This is a genomic window from Serratia sp. SCBI (assembly GCF_000747565.1).
In the GTDB taxonomy this organism is placed as follows: Bacteria; Pseudomonadota; Gammaproteobacteria; order Enterobacterales; family Enterobacteriaceae; genus Serratia; species Serratia ureilytica.
Genome location: NZ_CP003424.1, coordinates 2020724 through 2041215 on the forward strand (window position 1 = coordinate 2020724; position 20492 = coordinate 2041215).

18 protein-coding genes are annotated in these 20492 nt (G+C 59.2%); 7 read left to right on the top strand and 11 right to left on the bottom strand.

What is annotated here, in order from left to right; genetic code table 11:
• Window position 1 precedes the first annotated feature (1 nt).
• Complete coding sequence (locus SERRSCBI_RS09455; protein WP_033642746.1) at window positions 2–724, bottom strand: molecular chaperone; 723 nt, start codon at window positions 722–724, stop codon at window positions 2–4.
• A gap of 89 nt (window positions 725–813) precedes the next feature.
• Window positions 814–1347 (bottom strand): fimbrial protein, encoded by a 534-nt coding sequence (locus SERRSCBI_RS09460; protein ID WP_042784243.1) that lies wholly within the window; start codon window positions 1345–1347, stop codon window positions 814–816.
• Window positions 1348–1722: 375 nt separating this feature from the next.
• On the opposite strand from SERRSCBI_RS09460, the gene SERRSCBI_RS09465 reads away from it, so the two are divergent.
• Complete coding sequence (locus SERRSCBI_RS09465; RefSeq protein WP_226773005.1) at window positions 1723–2406, top strand: helix-turn-helix transcriptional regulator; 684 nt, start codon at window positions 1723–1725, stop codon at window positions 2404–2406.
• A 1-nt stretch (window position 2407) separates the two neighbouring features.
• Here SERRSCBI_RS09465 and SERRSCBI_RS09470 read toward each other — a convergent pair whose 3' ends face one another.
• Window positions 2408–2908 (bottom strand): helix-turn-helix domain-containing protein, encoded by a 501-nt coding sequence (locus tag SERRSCBI_RS09470; RefSeq protein WP_033642749.1) that lies wholly within the window; start codon window positions 2906–2908, stop codon window positions 2408–2410.
• A 155-nt stretch (window positions 2909–3063) separates the two neighbouring features.
• Between SERRSCBI_RS09470 and SERRSCBI_RS09475 the strand changes: the two genes are divergently transcribed.
• Window positions 3064–3492, top strand: coding sequence for a tautomerase family protein (locus tag SERRSCBI_RS09475; protein WP_042784247.1), 429 nt, complete (start codon window positions 3064–3066; stop codon window positions 3490–3492).
• A gap of 54 nt (window positions 3493–3546) precedes the next feature.
• Here the strand turns inward: SERRSCBI_RS09475 and SERRSCBI_RS09480 are convergent, their stop codons facing one another.
• The 4 genes from SERRSCBI_RS09480 to ychF all read right to left on the bottom strand — a co-directional run bounded on the left by SERRSCBI_RS09480 (window position 3547) and on the right by ychF (window position 10943).
• The gene (locus tag SERRSCBI_RS09480; RefSeq protein WP_042784249.1) at window positions 3547–6873 is read right to left on the bottom strand and encodes an efflux RND transporter permease subunit; all 3327 of its coding nucleotides are present in this window, start codon (window positions 6871–6873) and stop codon (window positions 3547–3549) included.
• A gap of 10 nt (window positions 6874–6883) precedes the next feature.
• Window positions 6884–8050 (bottom strand): efflux RND transporter periplasmic adaptor subunit, encoded by a 1167-nt coding sequence (locus SERRSCBI_RS09485; RefSeq protein WP_232230760.1) that lies wholly within the window; start codon window positions 8048–8050, stop codon window positions 6884–6886.
• A 918-nt stretch (window positions 8051–8968) separates the two neighbouring features.
• Window positions 8969–9553, bottom strand: coding sequence for a TetR/AcrR family transcriptional regulator (locus SERRSCBI_RS09490; RefSeq protein ID WP_042784251.1), 585 nt, complete (start codon window positions 9551–9553; stop codon window positions 8969–8971).
• Between the two features lie 298 nt (window positions 9554–9851).
• Window positions 9852–10943, bottom strand: a complete 1092-nt coding sequence (gene ychF, locus SERRSCBI_RS09495) for a redox-regulated ATPase YchF (RefSeq protein ID WP_033633304.1) — start codon at window positions 10941–10943, stop codon at window positions 9852–9854.
• 335 nt (window positions 10944–11278) lie between these two features.
• Here ychF and SERRSCBI_RS09500 point away from each other — a divergent pair, with 335 nt between their 5' ends.
• Window positions 11279–12808, top strand: a complete 1530-nt coding sequence (locus SERRSCBI_RS09500; RefSeq protein ID WP_042784253.1) for a SulP family inorganic anion transporter — start codon at window positions 11279–11281, stop codon at window positions 12806–12808.
• A gap of 37 nt (window positions 12809–12845) precedes the next feature.
• Here the strand turns inward: SERRSCBI_RS09500 and pth are convergent, their stop codons facing one another.
• Entirely contained in the window at window positions 12846–13436 is a 591-nt protein-coding gene (pth, locus tag SERRSCBI_RS09505) for an aminoacyl-tRNA hydrolase (RefSeq protein WP_033652046.1), read from the bottom strand.
• 301 nt (window positions 13437–13737) lie between these two features.
• On the opposite strand from pth, the gene ychH reads away from it, so the two are divergent.
• Window positions 13738–14016 (top strand): stress-induced protein YchH, encoded by a 279-nt coding sequence (ychH, locus tag SERRSCBI_RS09510; RefSeq protein WP_033642754.1) that lies wholly within the window; start codon window positions 13738–13740, stop codon window positions 14014–14016.
• 185 nt (window positions 14017–14201) lie between these two features.
• Here ychH and prs read toward each other — a convergent pair whose 3' ends face one another.
• The 3 genes from prs to lolB form a co-directional block, all read right to left on the bottom strand.
• Window positions 14202–15149 carry a ribose-phosphate diphosphokinase gene (gene prs, locus SERRSCBI_RS09515; protein ID WP_004941061.1) on the bottom strand — a complete coding sequence of 316 codons (948 nt, stop codon included), beginning with the start codon at window positions 15147–15149 and terminating at the stop codon, window positions 14202–14204.
• Window positions 15150–15323: 174 nt separating this feature from the next.
• Complete coding sequence (ispE, locus tag SERRSCBI_RS09520; protein WP_042784254.1) at window positions 15324–16190, bottom strand: 4-(cytidine 5'-diphospho)-2-C-methyl-D-erythritol kinase; 867 nt, start codon at window positions 16188–16190, stop codon at window positions 15324–15326.
• Entirely contained in the window at window positions 16187–16810 is a 624-nt protein-coding gene (lolB, locus tag SERRSCBI_RS09525) for a lipoprotein insertase outer membrane protein LolB (RefSeq protein ID WP_025302493.1), read from the bottom strand. The genes ispE and lolB overlap by 4 nt, the downstream gene beginning before the upstream one ends.
• A 468-nt stretch (window positions 16811–17278) precedes the next feature.
• Between lolB and hemA the strand changes: the two genes are divergently transcribed.
• The 3 genes from hemA to prmC are packed head-to-tail and all read left to right on the top strand — an operon-like array spanning window position 17279 to window position 20491.
• The gene (gene hemA, locus SERRSCBI_RS09530; protein ID WP_019454778.1) at window positions 17279–18541 is read left to right on the top strand and encodes a glutamyl-tRNA reductase; all 1263 of its coding nucleotides are present in this window, start codon (window positions 17279–17281) and stop codon (window positions 18539–18541) included.
• 31 nt (window positions 18542–18572) lie between these two features.
• The gene (gene prfA / locus SERRSCBI_RS09535) at window positions 18573–19658 is read left to right on the top strand and encodes a peptide chain release factor 1 (protein WP_042784257.1); all 1086 of its coding nucleotides are present in this window, start codon (window positions 18573–18575) and stop codon (window positions 19656–19658) included.
• Window positions 19658–20491 carry a peptide chain release factor N(5)-glutamine methyltransferase gene (prmC, locus tag SERRSCBI_RS09540; protein WP_042784258.1) on the top strand — a complete coding sequence of 278 codons (834 nt, stop codon included), beginning with the start codon at window positions 19658–19660 and terminating at the stop codon, window positions 20489–20491. The genes prfA and prmC overlap by 1 nt, the downstream gene beginning before the upstream one ends.
• The last annotated feature ends 1 nt before the right edge of the window (window position 20492 follow it).

Below are 20492 nucleotides of genomic sequence, written 5' to 3' on the forward strand. Positions count from 1 at the left end.
TTCAGCGCGCGACGTTCAGGGTGCGTGTGATTTCCACCCCATAGTCATTGATGACGCGCAGCGCGATCTGCCGCACCTCACCGTTCACCGGCCAGCTGGCCTGCGAAAACGGCGGGATCAGGTCCGCCTGCGGGATCGCGGTGCGTTTTGCGCCGCTGAGTATCGCGGCCTGGCTGACGTTGGCGTAGTAGCCGGTCGGGTTGTCGACGCGCAGCGCGTTGCCGACCTGGCGCAGGCTGAGCTTATCGATGACGTGATTGGCGTCGCCGGCCAGCCCGGCCGGGCGATAGAACACTTTCAGGCGATTGGTGACCACCAGCAGCAGTTTGTTCTTGTCGCTGTCCGTCTGACGCACGGCGGGCACCTGCAGGAAGTTGAGGTAGAACAGCGATTCGCGATCGCGCGGCAGCGGCTGGCCGACGAACGACAGCCGCACCATCTGCCCGCTGTGCGGATTCATGCGGAAGATTTGCGGCGAGGCGACAAAAGGCGCGTCGGCGTTTTCCGGCGTGGACTTGGGGTTATTGATATCGAGCCAGATCTGCATCAGCGCCGGGGCGCCGTCGTCATTGGTGAATTGCAGCGTTTTTTCCCGCGCCTCGGCGGGGTAGATCACGCGATTGCCGAGCAGCGTGACGCTGGCCGACGCGTAGCTGGCGGCAAAACTCATCAGGCAAAACGATAGGGCGGCCCAACGGCGGGCGTAACGGGTTATCTGCTGCATAAACGTGAACCGATAAAAGGAGCGAGTCATTCAGCGCCGTCCGCTAAGGAACGGCGCTGTCATCAACAGGTATGGCGCCTGACGCCGGCTTATCTGTAGGTAATGGCGAACTGGGCGGTGGCGATCACCGAACCGGCCGCTACGCCGGTATCTTCCGCGTAGTAGCGAGCCACCAGGTTCTGCGAGGTGGACGTGGCGTCTTTCGCCAGCGTCATCGCCGACGTGGTGACGGTAGAGCCGCTGGCGAATGACAACGGCGTAGTGGCGTCGCTGTCCAGCAGTTGAATGGAAACCTTGGCCGCATCGCCCGCGTTGCCCAGGTTGCCGTTAACTGTCGGGTTGTTGCCCGCCAGCACGGTTTTGATCGCCGTATCGCTGGTTGCCGCCGCACAGCCCGTGACGTTAACGGTAAAGGTGGTGTCGCCGGCGGTGGCGCCTTTGGTGGCGAGCTGGCTGGCGGCGACGGTCGGCAGCAGAACAACCGGGTTGGATTGGTTGCCGTTAATATTCACCGAACAGGTTTGCGTGCTGACTTCGCCTTTAAATTGCACCGTATTGGACGAGGCGGCCGCACAGGCGCCGGAGAGAGCCAGCATGGATAATGCGACTAATTTAACATTCATGTGAAATGCCCTTTAATTTACTTTAGAGAAAAGCTTTCCTGACAGTAATAATTTACTGACGTGCGGTTGTTGATTAATCATGTTGCGCAATTGTTTTTTAAACGCGTCGGCAAACATGGATTTTCATCCTAACAAACTAAGAATTTTCCCTATAGATATTTTGAATAAGGCAATAAGGCGATGGCTCCTGTTGTTACATTTGCTTTCATTTTCGCTTATATCATACAAAATAGAAAATAGATCTATATCATTGCGTTGCATTTTTATTGAATTGTCAGTTTTTGCGAATGAAATAATTTGAAACATTCATGCCTTTTTTGCGTATTAATCAAAGCGCTGGCTGTTGCGTGATTATTTGAAAAACATGTTATCAAGATGTTTTATATCGGTGTGCTTTGCAGGCGAATTACCCCAAAAAAGAGCAGCGACAAGCCGCCTGAGGTGTGGAAGCATACTTTTACGCTGATAAGGAGAATTAAAGTGAGAGTGATTTATATCGACGGTTCACCGCTGTGCCGTTTGGGGATGAAAACATTATTGGGAGAAGGAGTGATAACCTTATCCTCGCCTAATATTAATATTATTAAAAATATAAGCCCTGCGCCTGATTTAATTATCATGGATTTTCCCCATGAAATTTATCGGTTCGAAGCGTATTTGCGATTTATTCACGCCTCACGTGCTGAATATGAAGGCGTCCGGATACTGTTCTTCGTCGATAAGACTTCGCCGCTGATCCTGGCGTTTATCGCGGCGGCGCAGCCGGATGCGATTTTGCACAAACGGGAAGCGTTGCAGGTGGTGCGGGAGACCTGCGCGGCGCTGAGCCGCCGGGAAAAGGCGGGCGAACGGCGCGCGCTGAACAGGCATCGGGCGGCGGCGATCACGCCCGGTGAGGCGGCGGTGCTGTGTGAAACGGCCCGTACGGAAGATATCCGCCTGACCGCGCGGCGGCTGAATTTGCACCCGAAAACCGTTTATTCGCACCTCAACAATGCCGGCAAGAAGTTCGGCATCCGCAATCGGGTGGAATTGCTGAAGATGATTGCGCTGCTGTAGATCACAACGAACGGGCTTGGCCGACGGCCAGCCGCCATTGCGTCATTTCGTCGGCGCCCGGCCCGGCCGCCAGCGCCAGGTTTTGCGCCGGCAGCGATTCGCCGGTCACGGCATCCACCGCGCGCAGGGTGGCAGGGTGGCCGGTTACGCGGTCAACCACGCGCAGCGGCGGCCCGGGCAGCTCGGACAGATTCCATTTGTCGCCAATCTGAATCATCGCCATCACCAGCAGCCCGAGATCTTTTCCTTTCTCCGTCGGCAGATACTCATAACGAGCGGGGCGCGTTTGGTATTGCCGCTTTTCGATAAGGCCGTGGCTTTCCAGGGCCTTGAGCCGGTCGGCCAGCGTATTGTTGGTGATGCCGGTCGAGTGGCGCAGATCGTCATAGCGCGAGAGCCCCAGCAGCAGATCGCGCATGAGAATAGCGCCCCAGCGATCGCCCAATGCCGACAGCACGTGCGCCACCGAGCACGTCATGCCTTCAAACCCTTTTGCTTTCACGTTGCTTTACCTCCGCTTGCCGCCTGATTGCCGAGAATGTTATCGCCTCGGCTTGATAACTTCAATAATTGGAGTTATTACTCTTATTATTGGAGTTTATCATTAACAGCGGCTGATGGCCTGAGCGCCGGCCGGAAACCCTAGGAGACAACGCGATGCCACTGTGGCAGATTTACCACCCTGAGCCGGCCTTCAGCGACGCCGATAAACGCGCGATTGCGCAGAAGGTCACCGCCCTGTACCAGGACTTTTTGCCGCGCTTTTACGTCAACGTGTTCTTCCACGCGCTGCCGCCAGGTTCGGCCTATCTCGGCGGCGAACCGGCCGATGATTTCGTGCGGGTGACCATAGACCATATCGCGCGCGCCATGGACAACGACGCAGAGCAGCAGCAATTCCTGAGGGCCTGCACCCGCATCCTGCACCCCTACATCGCCGCCCGCGGGCTGCGCTGGGAATTGCACGTCGACGAAACGCCGTTCTCGCTGTGGACGATAGACGGATTGAAACCGCCGGCGCCGGGGACGGCGGCGGGGGAGAGGTGGCGCAAGGAGAACCGGCCTTCGGCGTGGGAGGGAAGTTGATGGGGGAGCGGCGGCGGCAAAACGCTATTCGCCACCGCGAACCGTTATCAGCGCTTAGCCTTTTCGCTTAAAGACCTTCTGCCGCAGCCAGTGTTTGATCTGGCCCCAATACTCTTTGCCCAGCAGGGCGATGGCAATGACAAACAAGGTTTCACCGACCACAACAAGCGTAGAGACAACGACAATCTTGTAGGGGATGTCGAGGAACGGAATGACAGGAAATGCCAGCCAATACAGCAGAACTACGATAAGCATGGCAAACCCGGCTTTCTTCCTCCCGCTCAGGTTCTTGCTGCGTGCCAGCAGGCTGGGCAACTTGCGCAGCCAGTTTTCAAGATCGTCAATCAGGGTATAAACGACAGGGATAACCAGCAGGCTCAGCACGGTGGAGGTGATCAATCCTCCGATGACGGCCACCGCCATCGGGCTGCGGAAGCTGGGGTCGGCACTGCCGAAACCCAGAGCCACGGGCAACATGCCCGCCCCCATCGCTAACGTCGTCATGATGACGGGGCGGGAACGTTTGTGGCAGGCATCAATCAGCGCCTCTGTCCGGCTCATGGGTTTATTCAGCACTTCGCCATTCGGGCCGTAATGGCCGCGCCGTGACTCGATCGCATAATCGACCAGCAGTATCGAGTTTTTGGTCGCAATCCCCATCAACATGATTAACCCGATCAGGGATGACATCGTGAACGACTGGCCCGCCAGCAGTAACCCAACGAATGCGCCGCCCAATGACAGCGGGAGCGCAGCCAGGATGGTGATCGGTTGGAAGAAGTCTTTGAACAGCAGAACCAGCACGACATAGATGGCCAGGATGCCGGCGACCATAGCCGTGCCGAAACCGGCAAACAGTTCCTTCATCATTTCGTCATCACCCTGCACAACCTGGTGCACGCCGACCGGCAGATTCTGGATTGACGGCAGCTTCGCCACCTGAGCGGCCAGATCCCCGAGTTGGGTGCCCGACAGTTCCACGTCAAGGGTCACGCTGCGTGTGCGGTTGATGCGATTAATCTGCGCCGGCCCACTGCCTTGCTCAATATTGACGATCTGATTGAGCAGCACCGGGCCTCTGGCGCCGGGTACGGTCAAACGTTCAAGTAGCCCCATATCTTCACGGATGTCCTTTGACAGCTTGACGACGATCGGGATCTGGCGCTGCTCCACGTTGAATTTAGACAGAAACTGATCGTAGTCACCTACAGTTGCAATACGCAAAGTATCGGCAATCGCGACGCCCGATACCCCCAGATCGGCCGCTTTGGCGAAATTGGGTTGCATGAGGATTTCGCTGCGCGCCAGCCCGGCACTGGAGGTAATGTTACCGAGGCCGGGGAGCTGCCGCAGGTCACTTAATACTGAATCGGCCGCCTTAGCCAGCAGCTGAGGATCATCACCGGCCAACACCAATTGGTATTTTTCACCTGAGCCGCCAAACCCCACTTTGCTGCGAACCCCCGGAAGTGCTGCCATTGCCGTGCGTATCTCGCCTTCGATGACCTGCTTCTTCGGGCGCGCTTGACGCGCATCCAACAACACCGTCAGCGTTGCCATGCGAACGTCGGTTTTCCCATCGGAAGCCATGACATCGCCGCCCGTTGCACCGCCACCGAGGGTGGTATAGATGTTACGGATATGCGGTATGGGCGCCAGGCGATGCCGAGCGAGTTCTGCCATGGCCTGGGTTTGTTCCAGCGTGCTCCCTGGCGGCAGCTCCAACGTCACCTGCGTCTGGGAGTTGTCATCTGCAGGGAAAAAGCCCTGGGGCAGCAGAGGGATAAGCATCAGAGAGCCAATAAAGAACCCGCCGGCCAGCGCCAGGGTGAGCCCGCGGTGCCGCAGCGTCCACCGGCAGGCGCGCAGGTAGATCGCCATCCAGAAAGGATCGCGCTGAGGGCGCGTATGCGGTTTCATCAGGTAGGCGGCCATCATCGGCGTCAGCAAGCGTGCCACAACCAGCGAGGCAAACACCGCCAGCGCCGCCGTCCATCCAAACTGCGTGAAGAATCTTCCGGCAACGCCGGACATGAAGGCCGTCGGCAGGAAAACGGCGATCAAGGCAAACGTCGTGGCGACGACGGCCAGGCCGATTTCCGATGCGGCATCCATCGCGGCCTGGTACGGCGGTTTACCCATGCCGATGTGGCGTTCGATGTTCTCCACTTCGACGATGGCGTCATCCACCAACAGGCCAATCACCAGCGACAGCGCCAGCAGCGTGACGATACTGAGCGAAAAGCCCATCATGTCCATACCGATGAAGGCCGGTAAAATCGACAGAGGCAACGCCGCCGCCGAGATCAACGTCGCCCGGATATCGCGCAGAAACATGAAGACCACCAGGATGGCGAGAATGGCGCCTTCATAGATCATGTGCATGGAAGCGTCGAACTCCTCCTGCACAGGCCGGACAAAGTCGAAGACCTGCGTGATGTGCAAATCAGGCCGCTCCGTGCGCAACTGCGCCAGAACTTTTTCAACCTTGTTGCCGACCTCGACTTCACCGGCGCCTTTGGCGCGCGTGATCTCAAAGCCAACTACCTTCTTGCCGTTGAGGAGCGCAAGTGCACTGCGTTCCGCAATGGTGTCTTTCAGCGTCGCCACGTCGTCCAGGCGAAAACGTTGCCCGCCGGGCAACGACAGTTCCACCGCGGCTAGTTCATCCACGTTCTTGACGCGGGCGACCAAACGCAGCGGCTGTTTTCCCCGCCCCAGATCGACTCGCCCGCCCGTCGCGTCCATCTGTACATCGCGCAACTGGCGGGAAACTTCGGCGGCGGTGGCGCCAATCGCCTCCAGTTTGACCGGATCGAGTTCGACTTGAACCTCGCGGTTCACGCCGCCCACACGGGTGACCGACCCTACGCCGGCGACGCCTCTCAGACGCCGCGACAGGGTTTTGTCCACGAACCAGGACAGTTCATTCTCATCCATCTTGCTGGCGCTGATGGAAAAGGCCAGGATAGGTTTGCCCGTGATGTTGAGCTTGCGAACGATAGGATCACGTAAATCCGTCGGCAACTCGGTGCGAATGCTTTGCACGGCTGACCGGACTTCATCCACCGCTTCCTGAACGGGTTTTTCCAGACGAAACTCCGCTGAGATATCGACCAGCCCATCCTGGATCGTGGTGCGCAGGTTCTTCAACCCCTGTACCGAAGAGACGGTGTCCTCCAGCTTGCGCGCCACCTCCGTTTCGAGCTGGGGCGGCGCCGCGCCCGGAAGCGAAGCGGACACGGTGACCGTAGGCACATCCATGTCCGGGAAGCTCTGGATCTTCATCAATTTGAAAGAATAAAAGCCGGCAACGCTCAAGATGACAAAGAGCAAGATAGACGGAATGGGGTTGCGAATGGACCAGGTAGAGATATTCATGATGGGCCTCTTAGCGCGCTTCCGATGAGTGGGAAGCATCGGTGGTGTTGGCCAACTGGACTTTATCGCCCTCATTGAGGAATACGCCGCCGCTGGCGACGATGCGTTCCGCGCCTTGAAGACCGGACAGGATCTCCTGCTGGTCATTCACCAGACGGCCTATCGCGACTTTAAGCGGATGTGCACGCAGCTCGTCATCTACGGTGAACACCAGGTGAAAACCGTCGCGCGCCACGACGGCGGATTGCGGCACGGTCAGCCCTTGCCGATCGCCGACCGTAATCAGGCCGCTGGCATACGTGCCGGGCCGAATGGGAGAGGCGTTCTTCGCTGTCGATGGGAGGATGTCCACATAGGCAATCCCGCGGCGCGAGGTCGAATTGACCGTCGGTGCGGCCAGGCGCACGACGCCTTCCCAGGTGTTACCGCCAGGTGAGGCGATCTGCGCTTTTTGCCCCGGTTGGATTTGTTCCAGCTGCTGCGCTGACAATTCCGCTCGCCATTCAAATTTTCCCTGGCGGATCAGACGGAACATCTCGGTGCTTTGCATAGGAACTGAACCGATCGTGGCCGATCGCGCGGAGATGATGCCGTCATCGGGGGCGCGCAATATCGTCTGGTCCAGTCGCAACTGCTGGGCCGACATGCGTGCTTTCGCCGATTCCAGACGCGCCTGCGCCGTCTTTTCCTGGGTTAACAGTTTTTGGATATCCTGTTCACTCAGGCTGCCGACACCGCGCAGCAATCGCGCGCGTTTTCCATCCGCTTGCGCATTCAGAGTGACCGCTTTCGCTTCGTTGAGATCGGCTTTCGCCAGCAGCCAGTCATTCATCACGGAGTCGCGTGTAAATTCCGCCAGCGGTTGGCCCTGGCGCACCACATCCCCTTCCTGCACCAACAGTTTTTGCACGCGCAGCCCATTGGCTTCCGGGCTGATGATCGCCTCTTGCCAGGCCGCAACAGAGCCATTGGCCGTGACGGTGCGGGAAAGGGACTGTCTTGCCGGCGTTGTCAGGGTCACTGTCAGCGTCGGTTTATCTGCCGGTGGGGCAACCTTGTCCGCCGGCGCATCGCAGGCCGATAAGGCGGCGGTAATCGGCATCGCCAGCACGGCTGCATGCAGGGTCCGCAAAGACCAAAAGCGGGGACGCGTGTTTTTAGCTATCAGTTGTGTCATCGGGAGAACCCATAAGGTGAATGATTTGTCGAACCTGTCGCCAGCGGCGCGGCGATGTATTGCTCTGTATTGAATTTCAAACGAATCCGGCGCTGTTCTGCAGCGGTTCAGCCTGGCGTTGAAGCATTGCTCGCTCTGACGAAGTGAACAGACGCCGTATCCACTTCCGCACTGTCGATCGCACGCGGCTATGATGCTCATGCGGTTCAGCCTGCCAATCCGCCGCGCTTTCGCCGGGGTCGGTATCCACGCGCGATAAATCCAACATCAAGGAAACGGAATTCCTGGTGGTGTGGCGGTTGCTCCCGTTTCCATCGGCAGCGGTCTTGCCACGCTCGGCGACTTCCTTCTGAGCAGATTGAGACGCCCGGCGAGGGGCGTTTGTATCGCCCATTCGAAGGATTCAGGCAATGGCGCGCTTTGGGTAGAGAACGCGTGTTGTCGCCGGCAGGTACGCGAGGCGTAATAGAGGGCCGCAGCCTCTGCCGCAACCAGTTTGCGGGCGTCATTCCATAACGCTTGAACGCACTCCAAATTTGCGCGCGCAACCGGCGTTTTTGCTGTGCGCTCATTCTCTACGTGACTGGGCTTGCCGGCCGGAGCGCGCAAGCGCCGGGCGCCGGATTCATTTCGGGCGGGGGGCCATGCATTCCACACAGACACGTGCGCCGAGCCAGGCAGGGAGGCCCGCCATTTTGTTGGAACATGCTGGGTTCCTGACAAACGGTCTGATGCAGGTGCGGTTGCGCAAGCGCAGAGGATCAAAGACACGCTGAGAATAAGAGAAACGAATATGAGTCGGCGGAGCCTTGGATAGGGCCGTGTTCGCAGCATTTTTTAGTTTTGAAACGGGTGGCATGATTGTCGTGTCTTTTTAATGCGTGAGTACGCACTCATTATATAATTAAAAAAAAGAAGCTAGATGGCTGTATGAGCGTCAGGAAGCTCAATGGCTCGCATCATGGCTTCATAACCTGCGCGTTTGTAAATATCCAGCAGGTGAGGTTTTTGAACGGCCATATCGATAACGCCATTGGCCATTACCGTGCAAATCATGCCCTGAAACTCGCTCGACTGCGGTAAATCCAGCCCCTGGACCAACGGAATACCCAGTTGGGAAATATCACCGAACCGTACGCTTCTTTCCCTCTGTGCGCTGGATAACTTGCCGGAGACCATCAATTTGTTTCCTGTCGCATACGCGGCGGGATTGGCGAGCGCCCAGTCAATGTAGGCATCCCAGGCGGCCTGCATGTGATCTTTACCAGGCGAAACGTCCTGCAAGCTTTGCGTCAGCAGGCACTCCATTTCATCAAGCAGGTAATCGCAGACTGCGCTCAGCAGTACGTCCTTATTTTCAAAGTAGCGGAACAGCGTACCCTCCGAGACGCCAGCCTTCCTGGCGATGGCCGATGTGGGCGCCGCTAATCCTTGTTCGGCAAAAATGTCGGTGGCGGCCTGCAAGAGCGCCTGCTGCTTTTCTTCACTGCGGGGACGGGCCACTTTGAGGCTCCTTTAATAAGTGATTAAGCACTCATTATAAGACTGCAACGGAAGATGACAAGCTTTTTCCTGTAGGACAAAGTATCAACACGAGAGCCATTTTTCGTGCAGCGATGCGGGTAATGCCGTCATGAAGGGCGTAATAAAACGTACGGCGAAGATCGTTCAGTGGGAAAGAACCGGGAGGGTGAGACGGCGTCCTGGTTGCCAAAACGCAGGCCCTGGAGACAAAAAAATCCACGCCGAAGCGTGGATTTTTCTGTTTCCGGCAGCGGAGAAAAGCGCTGCGGAGAGAGGCTTAGACGTTGAACAAGAAGTTCATTACGTCGCCGTCTTTGACGATGTAGTCTTTACCTTCGGAGCGCATTTTACCGGCTTCTTTGGCGCCTTGCTCACCTTTGTAGGTGATGAAGTCGTCATAGGAGATGGTTTGGGCGCGGATAAAGCCTTTCTCGAAGTCGGTGTGGATCTTGCCGGCCGCCTGCGGGGCGGTGGCGCCCACCGGGATGGTCCAGGCGCGCACTTCTTTCACGCCGGCGGTGAAGTAGGTTTGCAGGTTCAGCAGTTCATAACCGGCGCGGATCACGCGGTTCAGGCCCGGCTCTTCCAGGCCCAGTTCGGCCATGAACTCGTCGCGCTCTTCGTCTTCCAGCTCGGCGATGTCGGATTCCACGGCGGCGCACACGGCGACCACCACGGAGCCTTCGGCGTCGGCGATTTTACGCACGGTGTCCAGGTACGGGTTGTTCTCGAAGCCGTCTTCGTTGACGTTGGCGATGTACATGGTCGGCTTCAGCGTCAGGAAGCTCAGGTATTTGATCGCAGCCTTGTCTTCCGCGGTCAGATCCAGCGCGCGCAGCATGCCGGCGTTTTCCAGGTGCGGCAGGCATTTCTCCAGCGCCGCCAGCTCGGCTTTGGCGTCTTTGTCGCCGCCTTTGGCTTTCTTCTGCACGCGGTGGATGGCGCGCTCGCAGGTGTCCAGGTCGGACAGCGCCAGCTCGGTGTTGATCACGTCGATGTCTTCGGCCGGATCGACCTTGTTGTTGACGTGGATGATGTTGTCGTTTTCGAAGCAGCGCACTACGTGGCCGATGGCTTCGGTTTCGCGAATGTTGGTCAGGAACTGGTTGCCCAGGCCTTCACCTTTGGACGCGCCTTTCACCAGGCCGGCGATGTCGACGAATTCCATGGTGGTCGGCAGAATGCGCTGCGGCTTGACGATCTCGGCCAGCTTATCCAGACGCGGATCGGGCATCGGCACCACACCGGTGTTCGGTTCAATGGTGCAGAACGGGAAGTTGGCTGCTTCAATGCCCGCTTTGGTCAACGCGTTGAACAGGGTGGATTTGCCTACGTTAGGCAGGCCGACGATACCGCATTTGAATCCCATGTTGTAATCACCTTAAATATCTTAACTATCAGTCGGTTAGATTTAACCGACTGCATAAAGGGCAAAATAATGCCGCTATTATACACGTAATGGGCGTTTATCTCGATCAGACTTGATTGGCCGGGGCGATCCCAGCGCCCGCGGCCGGTTTTTGATTGAGATTTGGATCACATTTACCCATACTGGCCATTCCGATTAACCGACAGGAAACGCGCCGGATGTATTTCTTGCCTACGCCACCCTGAGCTGTGCCCGCCTGCAGTCTGCCGCGCCTTGCGGTACCCCATACCCGCTACGCGGGGAAGATGATGTCATCTGTCATAAGTGAATAATGCATGTTTAACCTGAGTAACGTCAGGATCGCGGACGTTAAAAATGAAGTCCTGGCGGGCTTTGTGGTGGCGGTTTCGATGATCCCCGAGGCGGTCGGCTTTTCGCTGGTCGCCGGTCTTTCGCCGATCGTCGGTTTGCATACCGCGTTTATTATCGGCCTGGTCACGGCGCTGTTCGGCGGCAAGCCGGGCATGGTTTCCGGCGCCGCCGGCTCCATTGTGGTGGTGCTGATGAGCCTGGCGGCGCAGTACGGTATGGGTTACGTGCTGTGGGCCACGCTGTTTGCCGGGGGGATCCAAATCCTGATCGGCGCCTTCCGGCTGGGCAAGTTCATTCGTCTGGTGCCGCTGCCGGCGATCCACGGCTTCGTCAACGGCCTGGCGATCGTCATCATGCTGGCGCAGTTGAAGATGATCGCCGGGCAGGGCCCGCTGATGTACGGCCTGGTGGCGCTGGCGATTGCGGTGGTGGTGCTGTTCCCGCGCCTGACCAAAGCCATTCCGTCTTCGCTGGCGGCGCTGCTGGTGGTTTCGGCGTTGGCGATCGGCCTCAATCTGCATACGCTGCGGGTGGGCGATCTGGCGGACATTTCCGGCGCGCTGCCGCACTTCAGCCTGCCGACGGCGCCGTTTACCCTGGAGATGGTGCGGGTGGTGCTGCCCTATGCGGTGGTGATTGCCTTGGTCGGTTTGATCGAATCGCTGCTGACCATGACGGTGCTGGATGAAATGGGCGGCAAGAAGGGGAACGGTAACCGTGAAAGCATCGCGCAGGGCACCGGTAACGCGGTATGCGGCCTGTTCGGCTGCTTCGCCGGCTGCGCGATGATCGGCCAGTCGATCATCAACTTCACCTCGGGCGGGCGCGGGCGCCTCTCCGGCACAGTGGGTGCCATCCTGCTGATTTTGTTCGTGGTCAGCCTGTCGCGCTATATCGGCCTGCTACCAGTGGCGGCGTTGGCCGGGGTGATGCTGGTGGTGTGTTACAACACCTTCGAATGGAGCTCGCTGCGCCGTTTGCGCCGTATGCCGAAGGCAGACGCGCTGGTGATGGTCGCCGTCACGTTGATCACCATCTTTACCGATCTGGCGGTGGCGGTAATCAGCGGGGTGATTATCTCGGCGCTGGTGTTCGCTTGGCAGCAGGCGCGCATCCGCGTGCGCCAGCGGCAGGTGACGGGCGACGTGGCGGTGTATCGGCTCGATGGCCCGCTGTTCTTCGGCTCTGCCGCGGCTTTCGCCGAGCTGTTCGAGCCGCAAAGCGATCCGCAGAACGTGGTGCTGGATTTTGCCGGCACGCGAGTGATGGATTCCAGCGGCGTAGAGGCTATCGATAAGCTGACGGCGCGTTACCTGGCGGCGGGAAAAAGCATTCGGCTGCGCCACCTGAGCGGTGACTGCGTGCGCCTGCTCAAGCGCGCCGGGCCGTTTTGCAGCCATGAGCTGGACGATCCGCAGTATTACGTGGCGGAAGAGGGATTCGCCGCCGATGACCGCCGCGTGAGCGAGGAGACCTTCCACCCGCGTGGCTAAAAGCCGGCAGCGGGCAGGGCGCCCGCTGCGGCAAGGTTCAGGCTTGCGCCTTGAAGCTGTGCAGGCGCTGAACGGTTTTTTCCAGCCCGTCCTTCATTAGCATCTCGGTGCAGCGCAGCGATTCGTCGATCGCTTCGTCGATCATCTTCTGCTCGCCGGCCGGCGGCTTGCCGAGCACGAAGCCTACCACCTTGTTCTTGTCGCCCGGATGGCCGATGCCGATGCGCAGGCGATAGAAGTTCGGGTTGTTGCCGAACTTGTTTTGGATGTCTTTCAGGCCGTTGTGGCCGCCGTTGCCACCGCCGAGCTTGATTTTGGCTACGCCGGGCGGCAGATCCAGCTCGTCGTGCGCCACCAGGATCTCGCTTGGTTCGATGCGATAGAAGTTGGCCATCGCCAGCACCGCTTTGCCGCTCAGGTTCATGAAGGTGGTCGGCACCAGCAGGCGCACGTCGTTGCCCGCCAGGTTCAAACGGGCGGTATAACCGAAGAACTTGCTCTCTTCTTTCAACTGCTGATTGTGGCGCTGGGCCAGCAGATCGACGTACCAGGCGCCGGCGTTGTGGCGCGTCTGGGCGTATTCCGCGCCCGGGTTAGCCAGGCCGACTATCAATTTAATACTGCTCACTGAGTGATTCGCTATGATCAGGGTAATGGAAAGGGAGTTAGTCTACCTGTCGGGGCGGCGAATGACAAAATCCGATCTCCGCCGTCGTCGCAGGTAACAAAGACGAATGATTCATTAGCTGAATAATTCAATTTGTCCGCTAATTTTCAGCCGTGTGTTAAGAAGTGTCAATAATTCTTTACCATTTGTGATCGCCTCCGCAATCCCCTTGCCGCAGCAAGGGCTATACTTAACTTATCAAAGTGGGTTAACAAGTTGCAGCGTTATCCCGGTTGGCACATGGCAATCATGGAGGTGGCATATGAAACGTAGAAACGCGGACAGAATGGGCAACTTTTTTATGGGGCTGGGCCTGGTCGTGATGATCGGCGGCGTCGGATACTCCATTCTTGCTGAAGTATCGCAGTTCAATTTACCGCAATTTTTCGCCCACGGCGCCATCATGAGCATCTTCGTCGGCGCGCTGTTGTGGCTGGTGGGCGCGCGTATCGGCGGCCGCGAGCAGGTGGCGGATCGCTACTGGTGGGTAAAACATTTTGATAAACGGTGCCGCAACGATCAACATCGTTCGTCGCATTGATTAAAAAAGCAGAAGGGAAGCAAGAGCAGGGCAAGGGAACATCTGCCGTGCATTAAGGTTTGAGGTCATGTCGGACTACAAGTAGAAAACCCGTTGTTGCTCGCGCACCAACGGGTTTTTCTTTTTCTGCTGTCGGGCTCGCTATCTTTCCGGCACGGTGGGCGCCGCACCGGAAAGACGACGAATCAATGCTCGAACATCGCAGAGATCGACTCTTCGTTGCTGATCCGGCGGATGGCTTCAGCCAGCATGCCGGACAGGGTCAGAGTGCGAACGTTTTTCAGTGCCTTGATTTCCGGCGACAGCGGAATGGTGTCGCAGACGATCACTTCATCAATCACCGAGTTCTTGATGTTGTCCACGGCGTTGCCGGAGAAGATCGGGTGCGTCGCGTAGGCGAATACGCGCTTGGCACCGCGTTCTTTCAACGCTTCAGCCGCTTTACACAAGGTTCCGCCGGTGTCGATCATGTCGTCGACCAGCACGCAGTCGCGGCCTGCCACGTCACCGATGATGTGCATCACCTGAGAAACGTTCGCGCGCGGGCGACGTTTGTCGATGATGGCCATGTCGGTGTCGTTCAGCAGTTTGGCGATAGCGCGGGCACGCACCACGCCGCCGATATCCGGAGAAACCACGATCGGGTTTTCCAGATTTTGCTGCAGCATGTCTTCCAGCAGGATCGGGCTGCCGAACACGTTGTCTACCGGTACGTCGAAGAAGCCTTGAATCTGCTCAGCATGCAGATCCACCGTCAGAACGCGGTCAACCCCTACGCTGGAGAGGAAATCGGCGACAACCTTGGCGGTGATTGGCACACGCGCGGAACGCACGCGGCGATCCTGGCGGGCATAGCCGAAGTAAGGGATAACGGCGGTAATACGACCTGCGGAGGCGCGACGCAGGGCGTCGACCATCACAACCAGTTCCATCAGGTTGTCGTTGGTCGGGGCACAGGTGGACTGGATGATGAAAATATCACCGCCGCGTACATTTTCGTTGATTTGCACGCTCACTTCGCCGTCGCTAAAACGACCTACAGCGGCGTCACCAAGGCTGGTGTACAAACGGTTGGCAATACGTTGTGCTAGTTCCGGGGTGGCGTTACCAGCAAAAAGCTTCATATCAGGCACGAGAAGAACCTCAGGCTTGCGTCCAGAGAAGATATTGTCATGCGACATCGCCAAGGGGCAGTCGGCGACGCCGGCGCAATATACATACGGGTATGTAAAACTAAAATTGAGACCGCAGGCAGCGCAGGGATAACAGGGCCAGGTGTGCATGACCCTGCGCAGCGAAACGTTGAGCTACGACTCAAACCGCCCGGAACGGATGCGATGTAGTGGGGAGACGTTAACGCCGCGCGCTACAAAACCACACAACCACTCCGGGGCTTGATTTAACACCTGACGGGCGGCGATTTCTGTGTCGAATTCAGCAAACACACAAGCACCTGTGCCAGTCAGGCGTGACGGGGCGTATTCTAACAGCCATGAAAGAAGCTGTTCAACCTCGCGAAAACGTTTTCTTGCGATCGGTTCGCAATCATTTGCGTACGGCGCCTGCAACAGCTCACTTAAGGAGCGAACCGGGGTGTCCCTTTTCAATTCGGCGTCGCCGAAGATAACCGGCGTCGGGATGCCGACGCCGGGATGCGCCACCAGATACCATTTTTCCTGCGGCTCGGCCGGCTGCAGGCGCTCGCCGATGCCTTCGGCGAAGGCGGCGTGGCCGCGCACGAACACCGGCACGTCGGCGCCGAGGCTGAGCCCCAGCTCTGCCAGTTGGTCGTCGCCAAGACCGCAGCGCCACAATTCGTTCAGCGCCACCAGCACGGTGGCGGCGTTGGAGGAACCGCCGCCCAAACCGCCGCCCATCGGCAGGCGTTTGTCGATGCTGATGTCGGCGCCGCGCGGCGCGGTCTGCAGGCCGCGTTCATCGCAATAGCTTTGCAGCAGGCGGGCGGCGCGCACGATCAGGTTCTGCTCGTCCGGCACGCCCTCGACCGGCGTCAGCAGGTGAATGCGGTCGTCCTGGCGTGGGTCGATGGTCAGGGTGTCGCCGTAGTCCAAAAACTGGAACAGCGTCTGCAGCAGGTGATAGCCGTCTTCACGACGGCCGGTGATGTACAGAAACAGGTTGAGTTTCGCGGGAGAGGGCCACTGGCGGATCATTTGAGCGTCCAGTTATCCATCTTCAGCTTGATGCGCTGGTCGCCCTGCTGCAGCTCCAGGCGGTTCGGCAGCGTCGGCTGCACCTCGTTGCTGTAGCCCTGGTAATCCACTTTCCAGGTCTGGCCGCCTTGCTGGTAGGTCAGTTTGCTCAGACGATATTGGTCATCCAGCGCAAAATCGCTGGCTTCGCCCGGCAGGCCGAGCATCCACTGGCGCAGGTTGTTCAGCGGGATCGCCATGCCGGTCAGCTTGCGGATCATCTCTTCCGGGTTGTCGCTGACATAGCGTTTGCCCTGGTTGTCGGTCAGCTGCACCACGTTTTTCTGCACGTTGAGATCCATTTCCGTACTGCCCAGCGGGTTGGTCAGCAGCAGGCGGTAGCGCTCCGGCGAGAACTGCTGCCAGAAGAAGCGGGCGTAGACTTTTTTCTGATCAGACAAGTAGGCGAAGGAGCCGCGGGTCTGATAGGTGCTGAGCTGTTGCACCGCCTGCTCATGGGCGCGCCACTGCGGTGAGGTTGGGCTGGTGGCCGGGCCGGTCGGCTTGGTGGTGGTACAGGCGGCCAGCACCAGGCTGGCCAGCGGGATCAGACGGAGCAAACTAACTTTGCGTATTGGCATAACTTTCTCTTGTCCTTTTGTCCTTGCGGGCATGCGCGACGAAACCCGGATTCAGCGCTCACGCTAACGGGGCGGCGGCGACGCGTCAATTTTTTGCTGCATCGCGTTGAATCTTGCCGTTTTTGCCGGCGCAATGCCAACCCGGCGTGCGCGTCGGGGTCGCCATTAAGATTAACACAATCGGCTGAAGGCGGGGGAGGCGCGCCCGATAAGCGGTGCCGGAGTTGCGCAAACGCCGCCGTTGCGTACGCCGAATAGCGTGCGCGTTATCGCAAACTGCGCTAAAATTTAAGCAATCAACCTACCCTGTGACTATTTATCCTGCTGTATTTATTGCTTATTCATTAATTGATGTCATCTATGACAGCGATTGAACGGAAGATGCGGTTGTTACTTTTATTGATCCCGCGCATCAAGTAGAATGCCGTTCAACGAGAACCCGTACCAAGATAAGTATTACTCGAAGCAATGACCCTGCTGGCGTTAGGTATAAATCACAAAACCGCTCCGGTTTCTCTGCGTGAAAGGGTGACCTTCTCGCCAGAGTCCATCGATGAGGCGCTAACCAGCTTGCTCCAACAACCGTTGGTGCAGGGCGGCGTCGTGTTGTCCACCTGCAACCGCACCGAGCTGTACCTCAGCGTAGAGCAACAGGAACACATGCACGAGCAGCTGGTCGCCTGGCTGTGCGCGTATCACAACCTGCGCCCGGAAGAGGTGAAGAAAAGCCTGTACTGGCATCAGGGCAACGACGCGGTTAGCCATCTGATGCGGGTGGCCAGCGGGTTGGACTCTCTGGTGCTGGGCGAACCGCAGATCCTCGGCCAGGTGAAAAAGGCCTTCGCCGAGTCGCAACGCGGCCAGTCGCTGTCCGGCGAGCTGGAGCGGCTGTTCCAGAAATCCTTCTCCGTCGCCAAGCGCGTGCGCACCGAAACCGAAATCGGCGCCAGCGCGGTCTCCGTGGCTTTCGCCGCCTGTACCCTGGCGCGGCAGATCTTCGAATCGCTGGCCGATCTCAACGTATTGCTGGTGGGCGCCGGTGAAACCATCGAGCTGGTGGCGCGCCACCTGCGCGAACACAAAGTGCGGCACATGATCATCGCCAACCGCACCCGCGAGCGCGCGCAGCTGCTGGCGGACGAGGTCGGCGCTGAGGTGATCACCCTGCCGGAGATCGACGAACGCCTGGCGGACGCCGACATCATCATCAGTTCCACCGCCAGCCCGCTGCCGATCATCGGCAAGGGGATGGTGGAGCGCGCGCTGAAGGCGCGCCGCAACCAGCCGATGCTGCTGGTGGATATCGCCGTACCGCGCGATATCGAGCCGGAGGTCGGCAAACTGGCCAACGCCTATCTGTACAGCGTGGACGATCTGCACGCCATCATTCAAAGCAACCTGGCGCAGCGCAAAGCGGCGGCGGTGCAGGCGGAGTCGATCGTGCAGCAGGAAAGCACCAACTTCATGGCCTGGCTGCGTTCGCAGGGCGCGGTGGAAACCATCCGCGACTACCGTTCGCAGGCCGACCAGATCCGCGCAGAAATGGAGGCCAAAGCGCTGGCCGCCATCGCGCAGGGCGCCAACGTGGAGCAGGTTATTCACGAGCTGGCCCATAAACTGACCAACCGTCTTATTCATGCCCCCACCAAATCCCTCCAGCAGGCCGCCGGCGACGGCGACGTGGAGCGGTTGCAGTTATTACGCGACAGCCTCGGGCTGGATCAGCATTAGTTTTCTCTATTAACAGGGTTTATTACCACGCATGAAGCCTTCTATTGTTGCCAAACTGGAAGCGTTACAAGAGCGCCATGAAGAAGTGCAGGCGCTGCTCGGCGATGCCGGCGTCATCGCCGACCAAGACCGGTTCCGCGCGCTGTCGCGAGAATACGCGCAGCTGACCGACGTCAGCCGCTGCTTCCTGGAATGGCGTCAGGTGCAGGAGGATCTGGAGACGGCGGAAACGATGCTGGACGATCCGGAGATGCGCGAGATGGCGCAGGAAGAGCTGAAACAGGCGCGGGCGAGCAGCGAAGAGCTGGAACAGCAGCTGCAGGTGTTGCTGCTGCCGAAAGATCCGGATGATGAGCGCAGCTGCTTCCTCGAAGTGCGCGCCGGCACCGGCGGCGATGAGGCGGCGATCTTCGCCGGCGATCTGTTCCGCATGTACAGCCGTTACGCCGAAGGCCGCCGCTGGCGCGTCGAGGTGATGAGCGCCAATGAAGGCGAGCACGGCGGCTTCAAAGAAGTGATCGCCAAAGTTTCCGGCGACGGCGTGTACGGCCAGCTGAAGTTTGAATCCGGCGGCCATCGCGTGCAGCGCGTGCCGGAAACCGAATCCCAGGGGCGCATCCACACCTCCGCCTGCACCGTGGCGGTGATGCCGGAAGTGCCGGAAGCCGAGCTGCCGGACATCAACCCGGGCGATCTGAAAATCGACACCTTCCGCTCTTCCGGCGCCGGCGGCCAGCACGTTAACACCACCGACTCGGCGATCCGCATTACCCACCTGCCGACCGGCATCGTGGTGGAGTGTCAGGACGAACGTTCACAGCACAAAAACAAAGCCAAGGCGATGTCGGTGCTGGGCGCGCGCATTCGCGCCGCCGAGATGGCCAAGCGCCAGCAGGCCGAGGCGTCCACTCGCCGCAACCTGCTGGGCAGCGGCGATCGTTCCGATCGCAACCGCACCTACAACTTCCCGCAGGGGCGGGTGACCGACCACCGCATCAACCTGACGCTTTACCGCCTGGACGAAGTGATGGAAGGCAAACTGGACATGCTGATCCAGCCGATTGTGCAGGAGTATCAGGCCGATCAGCTGGCTGCGCTGTCCGCCGAGCAAGAGTGATGGATTATCAACACTGGCTGAAAGCCGCCGCCGCGCGTTTGACCCACAGCGACAGCGCCCGGCGCGACGCGGAAATCCTGTTGGGTTTCGTGACCGGCAAGGCCAGAACCTTCCTGATGGCGTTCGGGGAAACCCAGCTGACGCCGCCGCAGCAACAGCAGCTGGAGACGCTGCTGGCGCGCCGCGAACGCGGTGAGCCGGTGGCCTATCTGGTGGGCGAGCGCGAGTTTTGGTCGCTGCCGCTGTCGGTCTCGCCCGCGACGCTGATCCCGCGCCCGGATACCGAATGCCTGGTGGAACTGGCGCTGGCGCGCCTGCCGCCGCACCCCTGCCACTTCCTCGATCTCGGCACCGGCACCGGCGCCATCGCGCTGGCGCTGGCCAGCGAGCGCCCGGATTGTTCGGCAATCGGCGTCGATGTGCAGCCGGACGCGGTCGCGCTGGCGCAGCACAATGCGCACAAGCTGAAGATCGACAACGTTCGATTTTTACAGGGCAGCTGGTTTGCGCCCGTGGCCGGGCAACGCTTTGCGCTGATCGCCAGCAATCCGCCCTATATCGACGCCGCCGATCCGCATTTGTCGCAGGGCGACGTGCGCTTCGAGCCGGGCAGCGCGCTGGTGGCCGCCGAGCACGGGCTGGCCGATCTGGCCGCCATCGTGCGCCAGGCGCCGCACTATCTGCAGCCACAGGGCTGGCTGCTGTTGGAACATGGTTGGCAGCAGGGTGAGAGCGTGCGCGCGCTGCTGCAGGCCGCCGGATTTTCCGCTGTCGCCACCCACCGTGATTACGGCGACAACGATCGTGTGACGCTCGGCCAATGGCCGGGATAAG